Source organism: Corynebacterium sp. (assembly GCF_022712275.1).
GTDB lineage: Bacteria > Actinomycetota > Actinomycetes > Mycobacteriales > Mycobacteriaceae > Corynebacterium.
This window is the reverse complement of the sequence record NZ_JALAGU010000029.1, coordinates 53,307-69,401: the sequence shown is the minus strand read 5'-3', so window position 1 is coordinate 69,401 and position 16,095 is coordinate 53,307. Positions and strand designations below refer to the sequence as shown.

Sequence of the window (16,095 nt, the reverse complement as noted above, 5' to 3'; positions counted from 1 at the left end):
CCTGCGGGCCTCCCCCGACCCGCCGGAGCGCTCTTCCACGTCATCTACCGGACTACCGACCACCGTCACTGCCAGCAGGTAGCCTGAGGGACGCCAGTTCCCGTCCCCCACCGACACAGGAGTCCCTGTTGTTCCGACGTAAACCCCGTAAGTCTCCTGCCCTGCCCTCCCCCGGCCCCGACCGTGTCGCTGTGGTGACCGGGGCGTCCTCCGGCATCGGACAGGCGATCGCCCTGGAGCTGGGACGCCGCGGACACAACCTGCTGCTCGTCGCCCGCACCACCGGGCCGATGGAAATGATCCGCGACACGCTGGTCACCGAGGGCCGGAACGTCACCGTCGAGATCCGCCCCTGCGATCTGGCGGACGCCGAGGCCCGCGGCGTCCTCATCGAGGAGCTTGAGGGCCTGGACGTGAACATCATCGTCAACTCCGCCGGCGTGGCGACCTTCGGCGAGTTCCGGCAGCTCGACCCCGCCTACGAGCGCACGCAGTTCGAGCTCAACGCCACCGCCGTCTTCGAGCTCACCGCCGCGGTCCTGCCGGGCATGGTGGCGAGCGGGGACGCCGGAATCGTCAACGTCGGCTCCGTCGCCGGCAACGCCGCGATCCCCAACAACGCGACCTATGTGGGCACGAAAGCCATGGTTAACACCTTCACCGAGGCGCTGCACTACGAGCTGAAGGGCACCGGGGTGCGCTGCACCCTGCTGGCCCCCGGCCCGGTGCGAGAGGAGGTCAAGGAGGACGCCGCGCGTACCATCGTTGACCGTGCCACCCCGGACTTCGTGTGGACGACCTACCCGGACTGTGCGACCGGGACGCTCGAGGCGCTGGCCGCGAACAAGCTGCGCGTCGTCCCCGGCGGCCTGTCGAAGGTCGCCAACGTGATGTCGACCTACCTGCCGCGTCGGATCACCGCCCCGCTGATGGGGAAGGCGTATGCCCGGATGGCTGACGAGTGACGGCAGAAGACAAGAGAAAGCTGACAACATGACACCGAACCAGACCGCCAAGATCGACCGCCTCGTGTGGGTGGACTGCGAGATGACCGGACTGGACACCTCCCGGCACGTGCTCGTGGAGATCGCCGTCGTCGTCACCGACGCTGAACTCAAGCCCCTCGACAAGGGCATCGACATCGTCATCCACGCCACCGACGACGAGCTGGCGGAGATGGACGACTTCGTGACGAAGATGCACGGCACCTCGGGTCTGACCGAGGAGATCCGCGCGTCCTCCGTCTCCGTGGCGGACGCAGAGAAGGAGGTCGTGGAGTACATCAGACGCTTCGTGGCGTCCTCCGGTGTAGCGCCGCTGTGCGGCAACTCCATCGCGTCCGACCGGAAGTTCATCGCGAAGTACATGCCCGACCTGGACAACTTCCTGCACTACCGGATGATCGACGTCTCCTCCATCAAGGAACTCACCCGCCGCTGGTACCCGAGGGTCTACAGCGGTCAACCGGCCAAGGGCATGCAGCACCGTGCACTGGCGGACATCCTGGAGTCCATCCGCGAGCTGGACTACTACCGCCGGGCGGCCTTCGTCGCCGAGACTCCGGGTCAGGACGCGGTGGACGCCGCTGCCGCTGCGGCTACCGAGGCGACGCCGATCGTGTAGCTGCCGACCGTGGTCGATTGCCCACCATGACCGGCCACACGGTGGGACCTGCGCTTTTGCCCGGAATGACAGCGGTGGTCTAGTATGAGTCCCGCTGCTTCAACAGCGGCAATGGTGGCTGTAGTTCAGCTGGTAGAGCACCAGGTTGTGATCCTGGGTGTCGCGGGTTCGAGTCCCGTCAGCCACCCCAGACACGCGGACCCCTGTTCCTTCCCCGTGAAGGTACCGGGGTCTCGTCGTATTCTCAGCGACGTTTTCCCGGAGCACGACGCCAGGTCGGGCGCCTCAGGTTGGCCTGCGGCGCTGATTTGAACTGGCCCCATGAAGTTGGAGTGGTTTTTACCGACTATCGGGCTGGCTGTCAGACCGCTAAGCCGTAGAGCATCTGCCCACCGTTTCGACGGTGGACGGTTTCACGTATCCGGTAGGCCACCGGCGACAGGAAGTCGAGCCGTTGCTGACTGCGCCGGTGGTTGTAGAACCCGATGTAGTCATCGATCTCTGCGATCAACGACTCCGGATCAGTGAACGACTCAAAGCGGAACATGTCGCCTTCCAGGAATGCCATGGTCTCACCCGCTACTCGTCACCGACAGCGATGATGATCCGGAAGCGGTCGCAGGTACGGACTCCTTCCACATTGGTCAGCACTCGCTGTATAGTCATCATATGCTGACCATTCAGTCCAGACTCGACGTCATGAACCGGCTCGGTCGCGCCATGGCCGACCCGACCCGGTCCCGCATTCTGCTTCACCTCCTCGATGCGCCCGGCTACCCGGCCCAACTCTCCCGCGATCTGGAACTGACCCGCACCAACGTCTCAAACCACCTCGCCTGCCTGCGCGGCTGTGGGATCATCGTCGCCGTCCCCGAAGGACGCCGCACCCGCTACGAGATCGCCGATCCACACCTCACGAGGGCCCTGGAATCGCTGGTCGAGGTAGTCCTCGCCGTCGACGAGGGGGACGCCTGCACCACCGAGAACTGCGATGTGCCCGGCTGCTGCGCCGACTGTGCGCCGGAGGACGCCTCATGAGCGACGCCTGCTGCGGCCCTACCGAAACCGCCGCAGTGCATGACCCCCACGCCGACCACACCGACCTCACTCCCTGGTACCGCGACCGTGCCCTCGCACTTCCCGTGACGTCCGGGATTCTGTGGGTCGTCGGCCTCGTACTCGGCCCGGTGGGAGGGCCCGGCACCGACATCGCCGCCACCGTCGCCTGCGCACTCGGTCTGGTCGCCGGTGGTGCGACCTTCGTCCCCGGCGCCCTACGTCAGCTGGTCCAGAAGACAGGACGCAACCGGCTCGGCGTCGGGCTGCTGATGACCATTGCAGCGATCGGCGCGGTCCTGCTCGGCCACGTCGGCGAGGCCGCGGCCCTGGCCTTCCTCTTCTCCATCGCCGAGACCCTTGAGGACCGGGCCATGGACCGGGCGAAGAACAGCCTGCGGTCCCTGCTCTCCCTCATGCCGGATACCGCACGGGTCCGTTGCCCCGACGGATGCTACGACCCGGTCCCGGCCGCCGATGTCCGACGCGGCGACGTGCTCCGGCTCGGCGCCGGTGAACGGCTCGCCACCGACGGCACCGTCCTGGAAGGCAGCTCGGCACTGGACACCGCAGCGGTCACCGGCGAGTCCATTCCTGTGGAGGTCTCCCCCGGTTCCGAGGCACTCGCCGGCTCCGTCAACAGCACCGGCACGCTCGTCATCGAGGCCACCGCCGACGGCCGGGACAACTCCCTGACCCGCATCGTCACCCTCGTCGAACAGGCGCAGGCCCGCAAGGGTGTCCGTGCCCGCCTCGCCGACCGGATCGCCCGACCACTGGTCCCGGTCGTCCTTCTCGTCGCTGCGGCCACCGCGGTCCTCGGCTTCCTTCTGGGAGACCCCGGCATGTGGATCGACCGGGCGCTCGTGGTCCTCGTCGCGGCGTCCCCCTGCGCGATGGCCATCGCCGTACCGGTCACCGTGATCTCCGCGATCGGCGCCGCCAGTCGACTCGGCGTGGCGGTGACCTCCGGTGCCGCCTTCGAGGAGCTGGGGACCGTCCGTACCGTCGCGCTCGACAAGACCGGTACCCTGACCCGCAACGAGCCCCGCGTCGGCCCGGTCCTCACCACAACGGGTTTCGATGATGCGCAGGTCCTGGACCTCGCTGCCGCACTCGAGACCTCCAGTTCCCATCCGCTGGCGACTGCGGTCGTCGCCGCCGCGTCCGGTATTCCGGACGCCACCTCCGTCACCGAGACCGCCGGTCACGGCATCACCGGCACCGTGGAAGGTCGCCATATCCGGGTCGGCAGTGACCGGTGGGTCTCCCCTGGCATCCTCGCGGAGGACGCCGCGGAGCTCGCCGGTGACGGCGTGTCCCTCATCGTCGTCGAGGTGGACGGCGAGGTCGCCGGTGTGATCGGAGTGCGCGATGAGTTGCGCCCTGAAGCAGCGGAGGCGATCTCGGCACTGCACGACCAGGGGATATCGACTGTCATGCTCACCGGGGACAATGAGCGGACCGCCGCCGCGCTGGCCGCCGAGGCCGGCATCGACAAGGTACATGCGGAGCTGAAGCCGACAGACAAGGAACGCTTCGTGCACGACTCCTCCACGCGTATGCCGACCGTGATGATCGGCGACGGTATCAACGACACCCCTGCCCTGGCCTCGGCCACCGTGGGAATCGCGATCGGCACCGGCGGATCTGCAGCGGCCGTCGAGTCCGCGGACGTGACCTTCACCGGGTCCGACCTGCGGCTGATCCCCGCGGCACTGGCACATGCCCGGCGCGGACGCCGCATCATGACCGCGAATATGGCTCTGGCTATGACCATCATCGTGGTGCTGTGCCCACTGGCACTGACCGGTGTGCTCGGCCTGGCGGCGGTGGTGCTGGTGCACGAGTCGGCGGAGGTCGTGGTCATCGCCAACGGACTGCGCGCGGCGCGCACCGCTCAGCTGCCGGGGCGGGACCGGTAGCCCCCCCAGGTCGGGTCCGGACAACCTCGCCCGGTCGGGTGCCTGAGGTTGGCCTGCGGCGCTGATTCCCCTGAGCGCCCGACCCAGGTACGACCCGCCCGGTTGGTCGGGGCTGACAGAACCTACCTGTCGGGTCGCACCTGGAAGTACACCTGGGAGTGGAGTGCGCAGCCGGGGTTGAAGGACGCAGCGCAGTACGGGCAGTGTGGCTCGGCAGCCCCGTCGTAAAGGTCGAGGTACTCCACCACGGTCAGCCACGCTCCACACGCCCGGCACAGCACGGCCTCCTGTGCCCGGTCGGACCCAGTAGCCGTGGGCCGGGGCGTCACCGGATGGTCCTCGGCCTCCTCATGGCAGTGCAGGCAGGGATAGGAGTGCCCGCAGCAGTGGAAGCGGATCGCCACGATGTCCAGCGATGAGTGCCAGTGCGTGCAGCCCACGCCGCCGACCAGTGCATCAGCTGCGGCGTCAGAGGTAGGATCAGAAGTCATTGACCAGCACCGCCGCCCCGTCGAAGCGTCCTGCCCTGAGGTCCTGCAGGGCAGTCAACGCATCGCTCATCGGGTACTCGTGCGTCGTCGCGTGCACCCCGTGTTCCGCCACCAGTGACAGGAACTCACGGCCCTGGGCACGCGTGTTCGAGGTGACCGAGCGGATCTCCTTTTCGTAGAAGAGCTCGTTCTCGTAGTTCAGCGGTGGGGTGTCCGAGAGGTGGATCCCGGCGATCGACAGGACGCCACCCCGGTCCAGCGCGCGCATGGCCGGTGGGACGATGTCCCCGACCGGGGCGAAGAGTACCGCGGCATCCAACGGCTCCGGCGGCATGTCGTAGGCGCCGGCCGCCGAAGCGCAGCCCAGTGACAGCGCCAGTTCCTGTGCAGCCTTGTCCCTGGTCAGGACGTGGACGCGGGCTCCGGAGGACAGCGCGAGCTGGGCGCACAGGTGGGCCGATCCGCCGAAGCCGTAGAGTCCGAGCCGGGCGGGGTTGTCCGGGGTGGATTCGGGCAGCCCGGCGCGCTGCAGGGCGTGGTACCCGATGATGCCCGCGCAGAGCATGGGGGACAGTGCGGCATCGGACGCCACATCGGACGCAGCGTCCTGACCGGAGTCCGGAAGCCGGTACGCGAAGTCGGCGGGCACCACCGTGTACCCGGCATATCCACCGTCGGCGTCCCACCCGGTGTAGGTCGAGTTCGGGCAGAGGTTCTCGCGCCCTGACCGGCACCAACGGCACTCCCCGCAGGTCGAGCGCAGCCAGGCTACGCCGACCCTGGCGTCCTGCCAGGACGCATCAACCCCCTCACCGAGAGCAGTCACCGACCCGACGATCTCGTGGCCGGGCGTGACATGGGGATGGTGCACATCAAGGTCCCCCTCTGTGACGTGCAGGTCGGTCCGGCACACCCCGCAGGTGTGGACGTGGACGAGAAGCTCACCGGGGCCAGGCTCCGGCACCGGCTTCTCGACGAGTTCCAAGGGTGCATAGGCCCCGTCGACCGGGCCGGGTGTGGTGACCTGCCAGGCGTGCATGGTGGTGGGGATGGTGGTGGTCATGCCTCCATTGTGCGTCCACGCCCGCCGCACCTGCAGTGCCCGGCCTACTGCCGCCCGATGAAGGGGGTGGACGGGGCGGGTTCCGCGGCCGCCGGACGGTCCGGGCGGAAGGACGCCAGCAGCTCGGCCGCTTCCCCGGGTCCACCACTGATCTCCTCGGCGACCAGGCGACCGAGCAGTGCGGACAGCGTCATCCCCGAATGCGCGACCAGTGCGTAGATCCGGCGCGGGGTGTCGGTGAATCCGACGAGCGGGAAGCCGTCCTCCGGCAGACTGCGTCCGGACAGGTGCACCGTCGGCACCGGCACCGGAGTACCCAGGATCGTCTCCAGCTCGATCTCCATGAGGTGGCGTACCTCATCACACACGGCGTCCCGCGAGGACGCGTCCACCGCCTCGGAGACCCGGTGCTCCACACCCGGCAGCTGCACCCACAGGCGTCCGTCATGGCGGGGCCGCACGTTGATCACGTCCGTGATGACCACCCGGCCCAGCGGCACATCGGTCGGTGCACTCAGCCCCAGGAAACTGTGGGTCCGCTCGGTGGGCCCCTCCGGGGCCGCGAGATCAGCGACCGGAAGTCCGAGGGCCCGCGAACCGGCACCGGCGGCGACGACCACGGCGTCCGGCGTAAGCTCGACCCCGGTGTCCAGCAGGACACGGGCGCTTACCGCGTCCGAGGCCAGATGCGTCACCCTCCCCTGCTGCACCGTCACCCGACGTCCGGCCAGGTCGCCCAGCAGCCCGGCGGCGAAGAGGTCGGCGTCCAGGTATCCCTCCTCGGGGAAGAACAGCGCCTCCCCACCCTCGGGCAGCAGGTGTGTCCAGTCCACGACCGGTTCCAGGTCGGTCAGGTCATCGCGTCCCACCTGCTGGACCGGGTAATGCTCGGCGTGCAGCCGGTCGAGCCGGTCGACGAGGAATTCCGCGCGCTGTTCCGGCGTCCCGACGGACGACGCAAGCACCGAGCCCGAGCGGTGGAACCAGTCCCCGCCCAGCTCCGCCTGCAGCCGGTCGTGCTCCTCCATGCCCAGCGCGTTGAGCCGGTGGTAGGCGTGCGGTGGCTTGTTGTTCGCGTTGATCCACGCGAATGACCGGTGACTCGCCCCGGCGAACGGCGCCTCGGCGTCCAGCAGGGTCACCGAATGACCGCGGGACGCCAGCTCACGTGCCGCCGTCAGACCGAGGACGCCCGCACCTATGACGCAGATGTCCGTCCGACGGCCGCCGTGCTCCTCATGTGCCGTGTGTTCCGCCATTCCATCCACCTCACCACGAGTTTCTCTGCTTCGACGATCAACAACACCGTAACCCCGATGCCCGTGCACATGAGCCACTGCTCCCACGTCAGCGCGGTCAGGCCGATGAGGTCGGCGGCCGGTGTCCACGCGGTGCACACCCACTGCAGCACCAGCGCCAACAGTGCGGAGCCAAGCAGCAGCGGGTTGCCCAGCGGGTTCACCGCGAAGGCGGAGATGTGCAGCGCACGGGCACTGAACACCTGGAAGAAGTTGAACATCACCATGGTGATCAGAGCCAGTGTGCGGCATTCCTCCAGCGGCAGCCCCTGGTCGTGGGCGACCCGGTAGACCAGCAGTGTTCCGATGCCCATCCACAGCCCCGTGATGACCGACCGCATCCACATGTGGGTGTCGAGCACGCCTTCATCCTTCGACCGGGGCTTCTGGTCGAGCTCGTCACCCTCGCCTTTCTCGAAGGACAGGGCGATGTCCTGGATGCCGTTGGTGACGATATTCATGAACAGCAGCATCACCGGCAGGAATATCAGCGGCAGCTCGGTGAAGGTGTTCACCACCACCGCAGTCATGAGTGCCAGGCCGTTCGAGATGAGGAAGAAGGTGGCCTTGCGGATCGAGGAGAACGTCACCCGGCCGAGGCGCACGGCGTCGACGATGGTGACGAAGTTGTCGTCGGTGAGGACCACGTCGGCGGATTCCCGGGCGACATCGGTACCGGAATCCCCCATCGCCACTCCGATGGACGCCGCCTTGAGCGCCGGGGCGTCATTGACGCCGTCACCGGTGACGGCGACGGTCTCCCCGTCAGCCTTGAGTAGCTTGACGATCCGCAGCTTGTCCTGCGGACTCATCCGCGCGGCGACGCTGGTGTGCTTGAGCCGTTCGCGCAGTTGGGCGTCATCCAGCCCGGCCAGGTCGCGGCCGGTGACCGGCTCATCGCCGGGACGTCCCAGCCCGAGCCGCTTGCCGATCGCGACGGCGGTGACGGGGTGGTCACCGGTGATCATCATGACATGGATGCCGGCCGACCGACACTGCCCGATCGCCTCGCGCACGCCCTCACGCGGCGGGTCCATCATCCCCTGCAGCCCGGTGAACTGCAGGTCATGCGGGGTATCGAGTGCCTTCGTGGCGTCCGGGACTTCATCGTCCCCGAGGACGCGGGACGCGGTGGCGATGACGCGCAGCCCATCGGCGGCCATCGCGCGGTTGGCCTCCTCCATCGCCTCATGGAGGACGCCGCACTCACCCATCCCCCGGCAGAAGGATGCCACGACCTCCGGTGCACCCTTGACGTGGAGTACACGGCGGTCCGTACCGTCCTCCCCGGTCTCCCGACGCAGCGTCTGTGAATAGGCGTGCTCGGGTTCATAGGGCATGTCTGCCTCCGGCGCCGCACTGCGCTCGGCAGCGGTGACGGCACCCCGCTCGAGTGCGGCGGTGGCCATGGCGACATCCACGGCGTCCCCGATGAGCGTGTCGCCGTCGGGGTGGGCGGTGGCGTCATTGGTCAACGCACCGGTACGCAGCGACGGGGTCTCGTCGAGACCGGTGGGTGTCCACACGGTCTCCACGGTCATCCGGTTGACGGTGAGCGTGCCGGTCTTGTCCGAACCGATGACGGTCGTGGAACCGAGGGTTTCCACGCTGGGCAGATGGCGTACCACCGCATTGCGGGCCGCCATACGGGACACCCCCACACCCATCGCGACAGACAGGACGACCGGCAGTGCCTCCGGCATCGAGGAGACGATCAGCGCGACGGTGGAGCGGAAGGCGTCCCCCAGGCCGGTGCCGAGGATGAGGTTGGCGACGAACACCGCGACGCCGACGACGACCAGCAGTGCGGCGATGGTCTTCTCGAGCCGGTCGGTGAGGATCTGCAACGGGGTCTTCCCGCTGTCGGTCTGGACGAGGTCGGCGATGGAGCCGAGTTCGGTGTCGTGACCGGTGGCGACGACCAGGCCGCTGGCGCGACCGGAGACGACGAGCGTGCCGGAGTAGCCCATGGTGACGCGGTCGCCGAGTGGGGCGTCCACCGCCAGATCGACGCCGTGGTCGGAGACCTCGGCGCGCTTCGTGGTCGGCAGGACCTCACCGGTGAGCATCGATTCGTCGACGCGCAGTCCGTTGGACGCCACGATCCGCAGGTCGGCGGGCACCATGTCGCCGGATTCGAGGCGGACCGTGTCGCCGGGGACGAGGTCGGTGGCGGGAATGTCGGCAACCACACCGTCACGGACGACGGTGGCCTCGGGTGTGGAGAGTTTCGCCAGCGCGGCGACATCCTTCTCCGCCTTGCGGGCCTGCCAGTAGCCGATCGAGGAGTTCAGCACGACAACGAGGAAGATCACCGCCGCCTCGAACCATTCCTGTTGGATGAGGGTGACGATGCCGGCGAGGAAGAGGAAGACGACCATCGGGGACGCCATCTGCCGGCCGAGGACGACGTACCAGGGGTCGGCGGTGTTCTCCCGGAGCTTGTTGGGACCGTGGCTTTCCAGCCGGGCGGCGGCGTCCGCCGAGGTCAGGCCGGTGTCAGTGATGGTTCCTGTTGCGGGGTCAGGTAGGTCGAGAGCAGCTCTGACCTCCTGGACGCCGGTGGTGTGCCAGACGGGTGCGGTCATCAGCGGTCAGCTCCCTGGACAGTGAATATCGATCACTTCCCGAGAGTAGGACTCCCCGACCGGTGCTGCACGGCCCACCCGGTCCCGAGGCCACTCGCCGGAGGTGAGAGACAGGTAGCGTGAGCACCATGAACACCTCGGGAAACCTGCTGTGGCCACCCCGAACGGTGTCCTGATATCGACGACGGTACGTGCCCGGAGACTGCGGCACAGCAGGTGACACAGCGCCGCCTTCTCCGGGTCGAGGGCCACCATCTTGTCGGCGAGCATCTCCTTGCCGGAGTCGGTCCGGGTGTGGTCCCGGTTCCCGGTGCCGGACTTCGCCTTCGCCATCTCACGGACCAGTGGAAAGAAGCTGCGGACGAACTGGTGCCGGTTCTGCGCGTGGAGCCGCTCGACGACCTCGCGGGCCCGGTCGTCGAGTGGTGAGGGTGCTGTCTTCGAGGTTCCACTCATGCCAGGTGCCCCTGATCCGCGCGCGGCATCCTGATGGCGGACTATGACGACACCGGCCTGTGGGGTGTCGGCTACATGATGATCGTCATCGGTGGTGGCGTCGTCTTCGCCCTGATTGCGACCGGCGTCCTGCTGGTCCGGATACCGAAGGGACTGCACACCCCCACCATGGGCCATCCCTGACCGCCGTTCAACGGGCATACATCACACGGCATGCCCCTTTCGGGACATCATACCGACACGGCCTGTGATGTATCCGGGGTGAACGGCGACGGCACAGGGACCGGCAGACGACCGGCCCTAAGCTGTCCGGTCACTCCTCTAGGGTGGGGCGCATGAGCCCGACCGACGCCGCCGCTTCTCCCGCCGCCCCCACCACCGACCTCCGTACCCGCGCCACGGAGATCCTCCGCGAACTCACCGGACGCCCGGACGCCGACTTCCGCGACGGCCAGTTCGACGCCATCAAGGCACTGGTCAGTGACCGGAAACGGGTTCTCGTCGTCCAACGCACCGGCTGGGGCAAGTCGGCGGTGTACTTCGTCGCCGCCCGGCTGATCCGGGAAGGCTCAGGCGGCACAGGCGGCAGCGCCGGTCCGACGCTCATCATCTCCCCGCTGCTTGCCCTGATGCGCGACCAGGTCGCCGCCGCCGAACGCGCCGGGGTCCACGCGGCGACGATCAACTCCGCCAATGTCACCGAGTGGGATGACGTCCTCACCGCCCTCCGGGAAGGACGCCTCGACGTACTGCTCATCTCCCCGGAGCGACTGACCAACCCGAAGTTCCGGGAGCGCGTCCTCGATCCTCTGCTGGGCGCCACCGGTTCCGGCGCCGGGGTCGGCATGGTCGTCGTCGACGAGGCCCACTGCATCTCCGACTGGGGCCATGACTTCCGCCCCGACTACCGTCGGATCGGCGCACTGCTGGTGTCCCTGCCCGGTGACCTGCCGGTGCTGGCGACGACGGCGACGGCGAACAGCCGCGTCGTCGACGATGTCGCCGCCCAGCTCGGAGCGGACACCGCTGTCATCCGTGGCGCGCTCTCCCGTGATTCGCTGCGCCTGGGTGTCGCTCCCACTTCCTCCCCCGGGCACCGGATCGGTTGGCTGGTCCAGCACCTGGGGGACTTCACCGGTTCGGGCATCATCTACTGCCTCACAGTCTCTGCCGCCGAGGACACGACCCGCGCGCTCAGGGAAGCCGGCCGGGATGTCGCCGCCTACACCGGACGCACCGACGCCGAGGACCGCGCCCGTCTGGAGCAGGCGCTCAAGGACAACAGTCTCAAGGCGCTGGTGGCGACCAGCGCGCTGGGTATGGGTTTCGACAAACCTGACCTGGGGTTCGTGGTGCACCTCGGCGCGCCGAGCTCCGCCGTGGCGTACTACCAGCAGGTCGGACGCGCCGGTCGTGCCACGGAGTCCGCGGACGTCCTGCTGCTGCCCGGCGACGAGGACCCGGACATCTGGGAGTACTTCGCCACCGCCTCCATGCCCGAGGAGGAGGACGCACTGGCAGTACTGGGTGCCCTGACGGACTCCCCCACTCCCCTGTCCGTCCCCGCGCTGGAACCTCTGGTCGGTATCAAGCGCACGAAGCTGACCCTGCTGCTCAAGACCCTGCAGGTAGACGGCGCGGTGGACCGGGCCGGCTCCGGCTTCGTCACCACCGGCGCACCCTGGTCCTATGACACGCCACGCTACGACGCTGTCGCCGAGGCCCGGAAGCGTGAGGCACAGGCGATGCTGGACTACGAGGCAGGTCAGATGTGCCGGATGCGCTTCCTCGCCGAGGCTCTCGATGACCCGACCGCCCATGACTGCGGACGCTGCGATGTCTGTGCCGGGGTCTGGTGGGACGCCACCGTCAGCGCCGACAACGAGTCCGGGGCGCGTAAGGTGCTCTCCGGGATCGGTGTGCCTGTCGACCCACGGAGCCAGTGGCCCTCCGGCATGGAGAAGGTCGGCGTGCAGCTCAAGGGGAAGATCCCGACCGACGAGCGGGTCGCGGAGGGACGCGCCATCGCCCGCCTCACCGATCTCGGCGCCGGCCAGGTGCTGCGGACCTTCCTCGCCGAGGGGGCCGAGGACGTGCCGGTGCCGAAGAACATCGCCGACTGGTGTGTCCAGGTTCTAAAGGAGTGGGGCTGGGATGAGCGTCCTTCCGTGGTCGTCGGGATGCCCTCCGTGACGCGGCCGACGACGACGGGCGACCTGGCGTCCGGCCTCGCGTCGATCGGGCGGATGGTGGACGCCGGGTCGCTGGAACTCACCCGCGATCCGGGGACTCCCGACGTCAACAGCGCCTTCCGGGTGAAGAACCTCGCCGGAGCATTCACGGTGCCCCCGGAGACCGCGGCTGCAGTCGAGGGGCAGGTCGTGCTGCTGGTGGACACCGAGATCGGGTCGCGGTGGGCGATGACCGTGGCGGGACGTGCACTGCGTCAGGCCGGTGCGGCGGCAGTGCTTCCCTTCGCGCTGGCGCTGCGGGGGTGATGCTGGTCAGGGCCGACATTGACCGGGACCGGAGTTAATGCGGGTAACCCACCTGTAGTCAGGCCGTAACCTCCCGCAACCGGACGTGTCATCGAGGGTCGGCACCACGACCCCTGCTTTTACAGTGGGGACACGGGACCGACATCAGCGCTGTTTACCGTGAGGACACGGTGTTCATTCCGAGCATCCGTGCTGTTTCTCATGACCGCGTCACGAATGGAGCCCTGCGCTGATGATTGATCCACAGGAATTGGCGGACGTCGCCTGGATCCTGGCGGCCATGACGGTCGTCCTCCTCATGTTTCCCGGAATCGCACTGTTCTACGGCGGCATGTCGGGCAAGAACAATGTCCTCAACATGTTCGCGATGACCATGTCGACCCTCGGCACGGTCACGGTCCTCTACGTGCTGTTCGGCCACAGCCTGGTGCTCGGCGACTCGCTCGGTGGCGTCATCGGCGACCCGACCTCCTACTTCGGGCTCGTCGGCAATGAGGACAGTGGCGTGGACGGCGGCTTCTCCGTCACCGCGGACATGGCGTTCTACACCATGTTCGCCTGCATCACCGTGGCCATCGTGGCGTCCGGCGCACTCGGGCGTATGAAGTTCTCCGCCTGGATCGTCTTCTCGATGGTCTGGGTCACCCTCGTCTATTTCCCTCTCGGACACTGGGTGTTCGGCGACGGTTGGATGGGTGAGGTCCTCGACTTCCACGACTACGCCGGTGGCACTGCGGTGCACATGGCCTCGGGTTTCGCCGCCCTGGCGCTGGCGCTGGTGCTGGGCCCGCGGAAGAAGACCGCGAGCCGCCCGCACAGTATGCCCCTGGTCCTGCTCGGCGCCGGAATCCTGTGGATGGGCTGGTTCGGGTTCAACGGCGGCACCGCCGGCGGCGCGAACTACGTCGCCCAGTACACGATCATGAACACCCTGTACGCCGGCGGAACCGGCATGCTCGGCTTCATGCTCTACGAGAAGTTCCGCCACGGTAAGTCCACCGTGCTCGGCCTCGCGTCCGGGGTCATCGCCGGGCTGGTCGCCATCACCCCGGCCGCCGACGCCGTGGACCCCTTCGGTGCGCTGGCTCTCGGACTCATCGCCGGAGCATTCGTCGCCTGGGCATGTACCTGGAAGACGAAGCTCGGGATCGACGAATCGCTGGACGCCTGGGCCGTGCACGGGCTCGGCGGCATCGTGGGCGCACTCTTCGTGGTGTTCTTCGGGTGGGCGACATACACCAACGCCGAACCGATCCGGGGCATCTTCTTCGGCGGGGACATCTCGCTACTGTGGGGTGAACTCGCGGCCATCGCCGTCACCTGCACCTTCTCCTTCGGCATGACCTGGATCATCGCCAAGGTCATGGACAAGACGATGCATATCCGGGTCGAGGAAGAGGACGAGGACGACCTCGACTTCAAGCTCCACGGCGAAACCGCCTACGACTACAACTAAGGACAGTGGCCATGCTGAAACTCGTCACCGCAGTCATCAAAGGCACCCGGCTCGACGCCGTCACCGCCGCACTCGCCGACAAGGGCATCGGAGGCCTGACGGTCACCGAAGTCCTCGGATACGGCAACCAGGGAGGACGCAAGGAAGTCTACCGCGGCAGGGAGTACACCGAGAACTTCCTGCCCAAGTCCAGGATCGAGGTGATCGTTCCCGCCGACACCGTCGAGGACATCATCGACACCATCGTGCAGGCCGCCCGGACCGGCGCCGGCGAGATCGGCGACGGAAAGGTGTGGGCGAGCGAGCTCACCGGGCTGGTGCGGGTGCGCACCGGCGAGCACGGTACCGACGCTCTCTGACGGGTAGTGGCAGGCGCTGACCGGCACTGACCGGCACTGACCGGCACTGACCGGCACTGACCGGTACAGACGGGTGCTCGGTAAGGCTAGACTGGGCGGTCGACTACACCGCTATCAGAAAGGCCCGTTGACGTGCACGGAGAATACAAAGTCCTCGGAGGAAAGCTCATCGTCGTCGACCTGGAGGTGACGACGGTGACCGAGGATGACCCCGGCGTCCTGACCGGGGTGCGGATCGCCGGTGACTTCTTCCTCGAACCCGATGAGGCACTGATCCGGATGACCTCCGCCCTGGAGGGTGCACCGGCTGACCTGTCCGCCGAGGGTTACACCGAACGCGTCGCAGATTCGCTGCTGCGCACCGACGTCCTCTTCGGCATCACCGCCGAGGGCGTGGGTATCGCGGTGCGCCGGGCGCTGGGGCACGCCATCGACTGGGACGACATCGACTTCGATGTCATCTACGGTCCCGCGATCGACCCGATGCTCAATGTCGCGATGGATGAGACGCTCACCGACGATGTCGCCGCCGGACGCCGCAAGCCGTTCATGAGGCTGTGGGAGTGGAACGCCCCGCAGGTCGTCATCGGGTCATTCCAGTCGTACTCCAACGAGATCAACCAGGAGGGCGTGGACAAGTACGGCATCACGGTCTCGCGCCGCGTCACCGGTGGTGGGGCGATGTTCATGGAGCCCGGCAACTGTGTGACCTACTCCCTGGTCGTCCCCCAGGCGCTGGTCGACGGGCTGAGCTTCGCCCAGTCCTACCCCTTCCTCGACGAGTGGACGATGGAGGCGCTGAAGAAGGTCGGTATCAACGCCCACTACATCCCGCTCAACGACATCTCCTCGGACCAGGGCAAGATCGGCGGTGCGGCACAGAAGCGGTTCTCCAACGGGTGGATGGTGCACCATGTGACCATGTCCTATGACATCGACGCCGAGAAGATGCTCGAAGTCATCCGTATCGGCAAGGAGAAGATGAAGGACAAGGGCACCCGGTCGGCGGTGAAGCGGGTCGACCCGATGCGGTCGCAGACGCAACTGCCGCGGGAGGAGATCCTCAAGGTCTTCCACGACACCTTCAAGGAGAAGTACAGCGCGACCGAGGGGACCATTTCGGACGCCGACCTGGCCGTCGCCCGCCAGCGCTGCGACGAGAAGTTCAACACCGAGGAGTGGACGCACCGGCTGCCGTAGACGGAAGTTCACCTCGGTCGGGCGCCCCATGTTGGTCCGAGACCGTCAGACCGGCCTGCAGCGACCGACCCACGATGGTCCC

The 16,095-nt window shown here is 67.5% G+C and carries 15 protein-coding genes and 1 tRNA gene; 10 read left to right on the top strand and 6 right to left on the bottom strand.

Translation table 11 applies throughout. The features are described 5' to 3' along the window. Positions 1 to 128: 128 nt before the first annotated feature. The 3 genes from cmrA (at position 129) to Q0A27_RS06495 (ending at position 1,813) form a co-directional block, all read left to right on the top strand. Positions 129 to 965, top strand: coding sequence for a mycolate reductase (gene cmrA / locus Q0A27_RS06505; RefSeq protein ID WP_291474249.1), 837 nt, complete (start codon positions 129 to 131; stop codon positions 963 to 965). Positions 966 to 993: 28 nt separating this feature from the next. Further along, positions 994 to 1,623 (top strand): oligoribonuclease, encoded by a 630-nt coding sequence (gene orn / locus Q0A27_RS06500; protein WP_291474248.1) that lies wholly within the window; start codon positions 994 to 996, stop codon positions 1,621 to 1,623. Positions 1,624 to 1,737: 114 nt separating this feature from the next. Beyond that, positions 1,738 to 1,813: transfer RNA gene (locus tag Q0A27_RS06495), tRNA-His, on the top strand. Positions 1,814 to 1,984: 171 nt separating this feature from the next. On the opposite strand, the gene Q0A27_RS06490 is transcribed toward Q0A27_RS06495, so the two are convergent. Further along, complete coding sequence (locus tag Q0A27_RS06490) at positions 1,985 to 2,191, bottom strand: IS3 family transposase (RefSeq protein WP_291474247.1); 207 nt, start codon at positions 2,189 to 2,191, stop codon at positions 1,985 to 1,987. Positions 2,192 to 2,292: 101 nt separating this feature from the next. Here Q0A27_RS06490 and Q0A27_RS06485 point away from each other — a divergent pair, with 101 nt between their 5' ends. Together Q0A27_RS06485 and Q0A27_RS06480 are read left to right on the top strand one after the other, a co-directional pair. After that, positions 2,293 to 2,661 carry a helix-turn-helix transcriptional regulator gene (locus Q0A27_RS06485; protein WP_291474246.1) on the top strand — a complete coding sequence of 123 codons (369 nt, stop codon included), beginning with the start codon at positions 2,293 to 2,295 and terminating at the stop codon, positions 2,659 to 2,661. Next, positions 2,658 to 4,604: a cation-translocating P-type ATPase gene (locus tag Q0A27_RS06480; protein WP_291474245.1), complete on the top strand. Its 1,947-nt coding sequence runs from the start codon at positions 2,658 to 2,660 to the stop codon at positions 4,602 to 4,604. Before Q0A27_RS06485 ends, Q0A27_RS06480 begins: the two co-directional genes overlap by 4 nt. A 122-nt stretch (positions 4,605 to 4,726) precedes the next feature. Here Q0A27_RS06480 and Q0A27_RS06475 read toward each other — a convergent pair whose 3' ends face one another. The 5 genes from Q0A27_RS06475 to Q0A27_RS06455 form a co-directional block, all read right to left on the bottom strand. Then, complete coding sequence (locus Q0A27_RS06475) at positions 4,727 to 5,095, bottom strand: CHY zinc finger protein (protein ID WP_291474244.1); 369 nt, start codon at positions 5,093 to 5,095, stop codon at positions 4,727 to 4,729. Then, positions 5,085 to 6,134 (bottom strand): zinc-binding alcohol dehydrogenase family protein, encoded by a 1,050-nt coding sequence (locus tag Q0A27_RS06470; protein WP_291474253.1) that lies wholly within the window; start codon positions 6,132 to 6,134, stop codon positions 5,085 to 5,087. Before Q0A27_RS06470 ends, Q0A27_RS06475 begins: the two co-directional genes overlap by 11 nt. A gap of 68 nt (positions 6,135 to 6,202) precedes the next feature. After that, positions 6,203 to 7,417, bottom strand: a complete 1,215-nt coding sequence (locus Q0A27_RS06465) for an FAD-binding oxidoreductase (protein WP_291474243.1) — start codon at positions 7,415 to 7,417, stop codon at positions 6,203 to 6,205. After that, a complete protein-coding gene (locus tag Q0A27_RS06460; protein WP_291474242.1) occupies positions 7,357 to 10,044 on the bottom strand; it encodes an HAD-IC family P-type ATPase in 2,688 nt (895 codons plus the stop codon). Before Q0A27_RS06460 ends, Q0A27_RS06465 begins: the two co-directional genes overlap by 61 nt. Positions 10,045 to 10,050: 6 nt before the next feature. Next, on the bottom strand, positions 10,051 to 10,500 hold the full coding sequence (locus Q0A27_RS06455; RefSeq protein WP_291474241.1) for a hypothetical protein: 450 nt from the start codon (positions 10,498 to 10,500) through the stop codon (positions 10,051 to 10,053). A 33-nt stretch (positions 10,501 to 10,533) separates the two neighbouring features. Between Q0A27_RS06455 and Q0A27_RS06450 the strand changes: the two genes are divergently transcribed. From Q0A27_RS06450 to Q0A27_RS06430, 5 genes are all read left to right on the top strand, one after another. Continuing rightward, positions 10,534 to 10,683, top strand: a complete 150-nt coding sequence (locus tag Q0A27_RS06450; RefSeq protein ID WP_291474240.1) for a hypothetical protein — start codon at positions 10,534 to 10,536, stop codon at positions 10,681 to 10,683. Between the two features lie 152 nt (positions 10,684 to 10,835). Further along, positions 10,836 to 12,998 carry a RecQ family ATP-dependent DNA helicase gene (locus Q0A27_RS06445; RefSeq protein WP_291474239.1) on the top strand — a complete coding sequence of 721 codons (2,163 nt, stop codon included), beginning with the start codon at positions 10,836 to 10,838 and terminating at the stop codon, positions 12,996 to 12,998. Between the two features lie 232 nt (positions 12,999 to 13,230). Next, complete coding sequence (locus tag Q0A27_RS06440; RefSeq protein WP_291474238.1) at positions 13,231 to 14,454, top strand: ammonium transporter; 1,224 nt, start codon at positions 13,231 to 13,233, stop codon at positions 14,452 to 14,454. 14 nt (positions 14,455 to 14,468) lie between these two features. Beyond that, complete coding sequence (locus Q0A27_RS06435) at positions 14,469 to 14,813, top strand: P-II family nitrogen regulator (protein WP_291474252.1); 345 nt, start codon at positions 14,469 to 14,471, stop codon at positions 14,811 to 14,813. A 132-nt stretch (positions 14,814 to 14,945) separates the two neighbouring features. Next, positions 14,946 to 16,013, top strand: a complete 1,068-nt coding sequence (locus Q0A27_RS06430) for a biotin/lipoate A/B protein ligase family protein (protein ID WP_291474237.1) — start codon at positions 14,946 to 14,948, stop codon at positions 16,011 to 16,013. Positions 16,014 to 16,095: the final 82 nt, after the last annotated feature.

What these genes read in the sequence shown, in the direction of transcription:
- Q0A27_RS06445 (WP_291474239.1), top strand. Translation starts at nt 10,836, where the DNA reads ATGAGCCCGACCGACGCCGCCGCTTCTCCCGCCGCCCCCACCACCGAC.
- Q0A27_RS06440 (WP_291474238.1), top strand. Translation starts at nt 13,231, where the DNA reads ATGATTGATCCACAGGAATTGGCGGACGTCGCCTGGATCCTGGCGGCC.
- Q0A27_RS06480 (WP_291474245.1), top strand. Translation starts at nt 2,658, where the DNA reads ATGAGCGACGCCTGCTGCGGCCCTACCGAAACCGCCGCAGTGCATGAC.
- Q0A27_RS06460 (WP_291474242.1), bottom strand. Translation starts at nt 10,044, where the DNA reads ATGACCGCACCCGTCTGGCACACCACCGGCGTCCAGGAGGTCAGAGCT.
- Q0A27_RS06470 (WP_291474253.1), bottom strand. Translation starts at nt 6,134, where the DNA reads ATGCACGCCTGGCAGGTCACCACACCCGGCCCGGTCGACGGGGCCTAT.
- Q0A27_RS06465 (WP_291474243.1), bottom strand. Translation starts at nt 7,417, where the DNA reads ATGGCGGAACACACGGCACATGAGGAGCACGGCGGCCGTCGGACGGAC.
- orn (WP_291474248.1), top strand. Translation starts at nt 994, where the DNA reads ATGACACCGAACCAGACCGCCAAGATCGACCGCCTCGTGTGGGTGGAC.
- Q0A27_RS06455 (WP_291474241.1), bottom strand. Translation starts at nt 10,500, where the DNA reads ATGAGTGGAACCTCGAAGACAGCACCCTCACCACTCGACGACCGGGCC.
- Q0A27_RS06475 (WP_291474244.1), bottom strand. Translation starts at nt 5,095, where the DNA reads ATGACTTCTGATCCTACCTCTGACGCCGCAGCTGATGCACTGGTCGGC.
- Q0A27_RS06485 (WP_291474246.1), top strand. Translation starts at nt 2,293, where the DNA reads ATGCTGACCATTCAGTCCAGACTCGACGTCATGAACCGGCTCGGTCGC.
- Q0A27_RS06450 (WP_291474240.1), top strand. Translation starts at nt 10,534, where the DNA reads ATGGCGGACTATGACGACACCGGCCTGTGGGGTGTCGGCTACATGATG.
- Q0A27_RS06490 (WP_291474247.1), bottom strand. Translation starts at nt 2,191, where the DNA reads ATGGCATTCCTGGAAGGCGACATGTTCCGCTTTGAGTCGTTCACTGAT.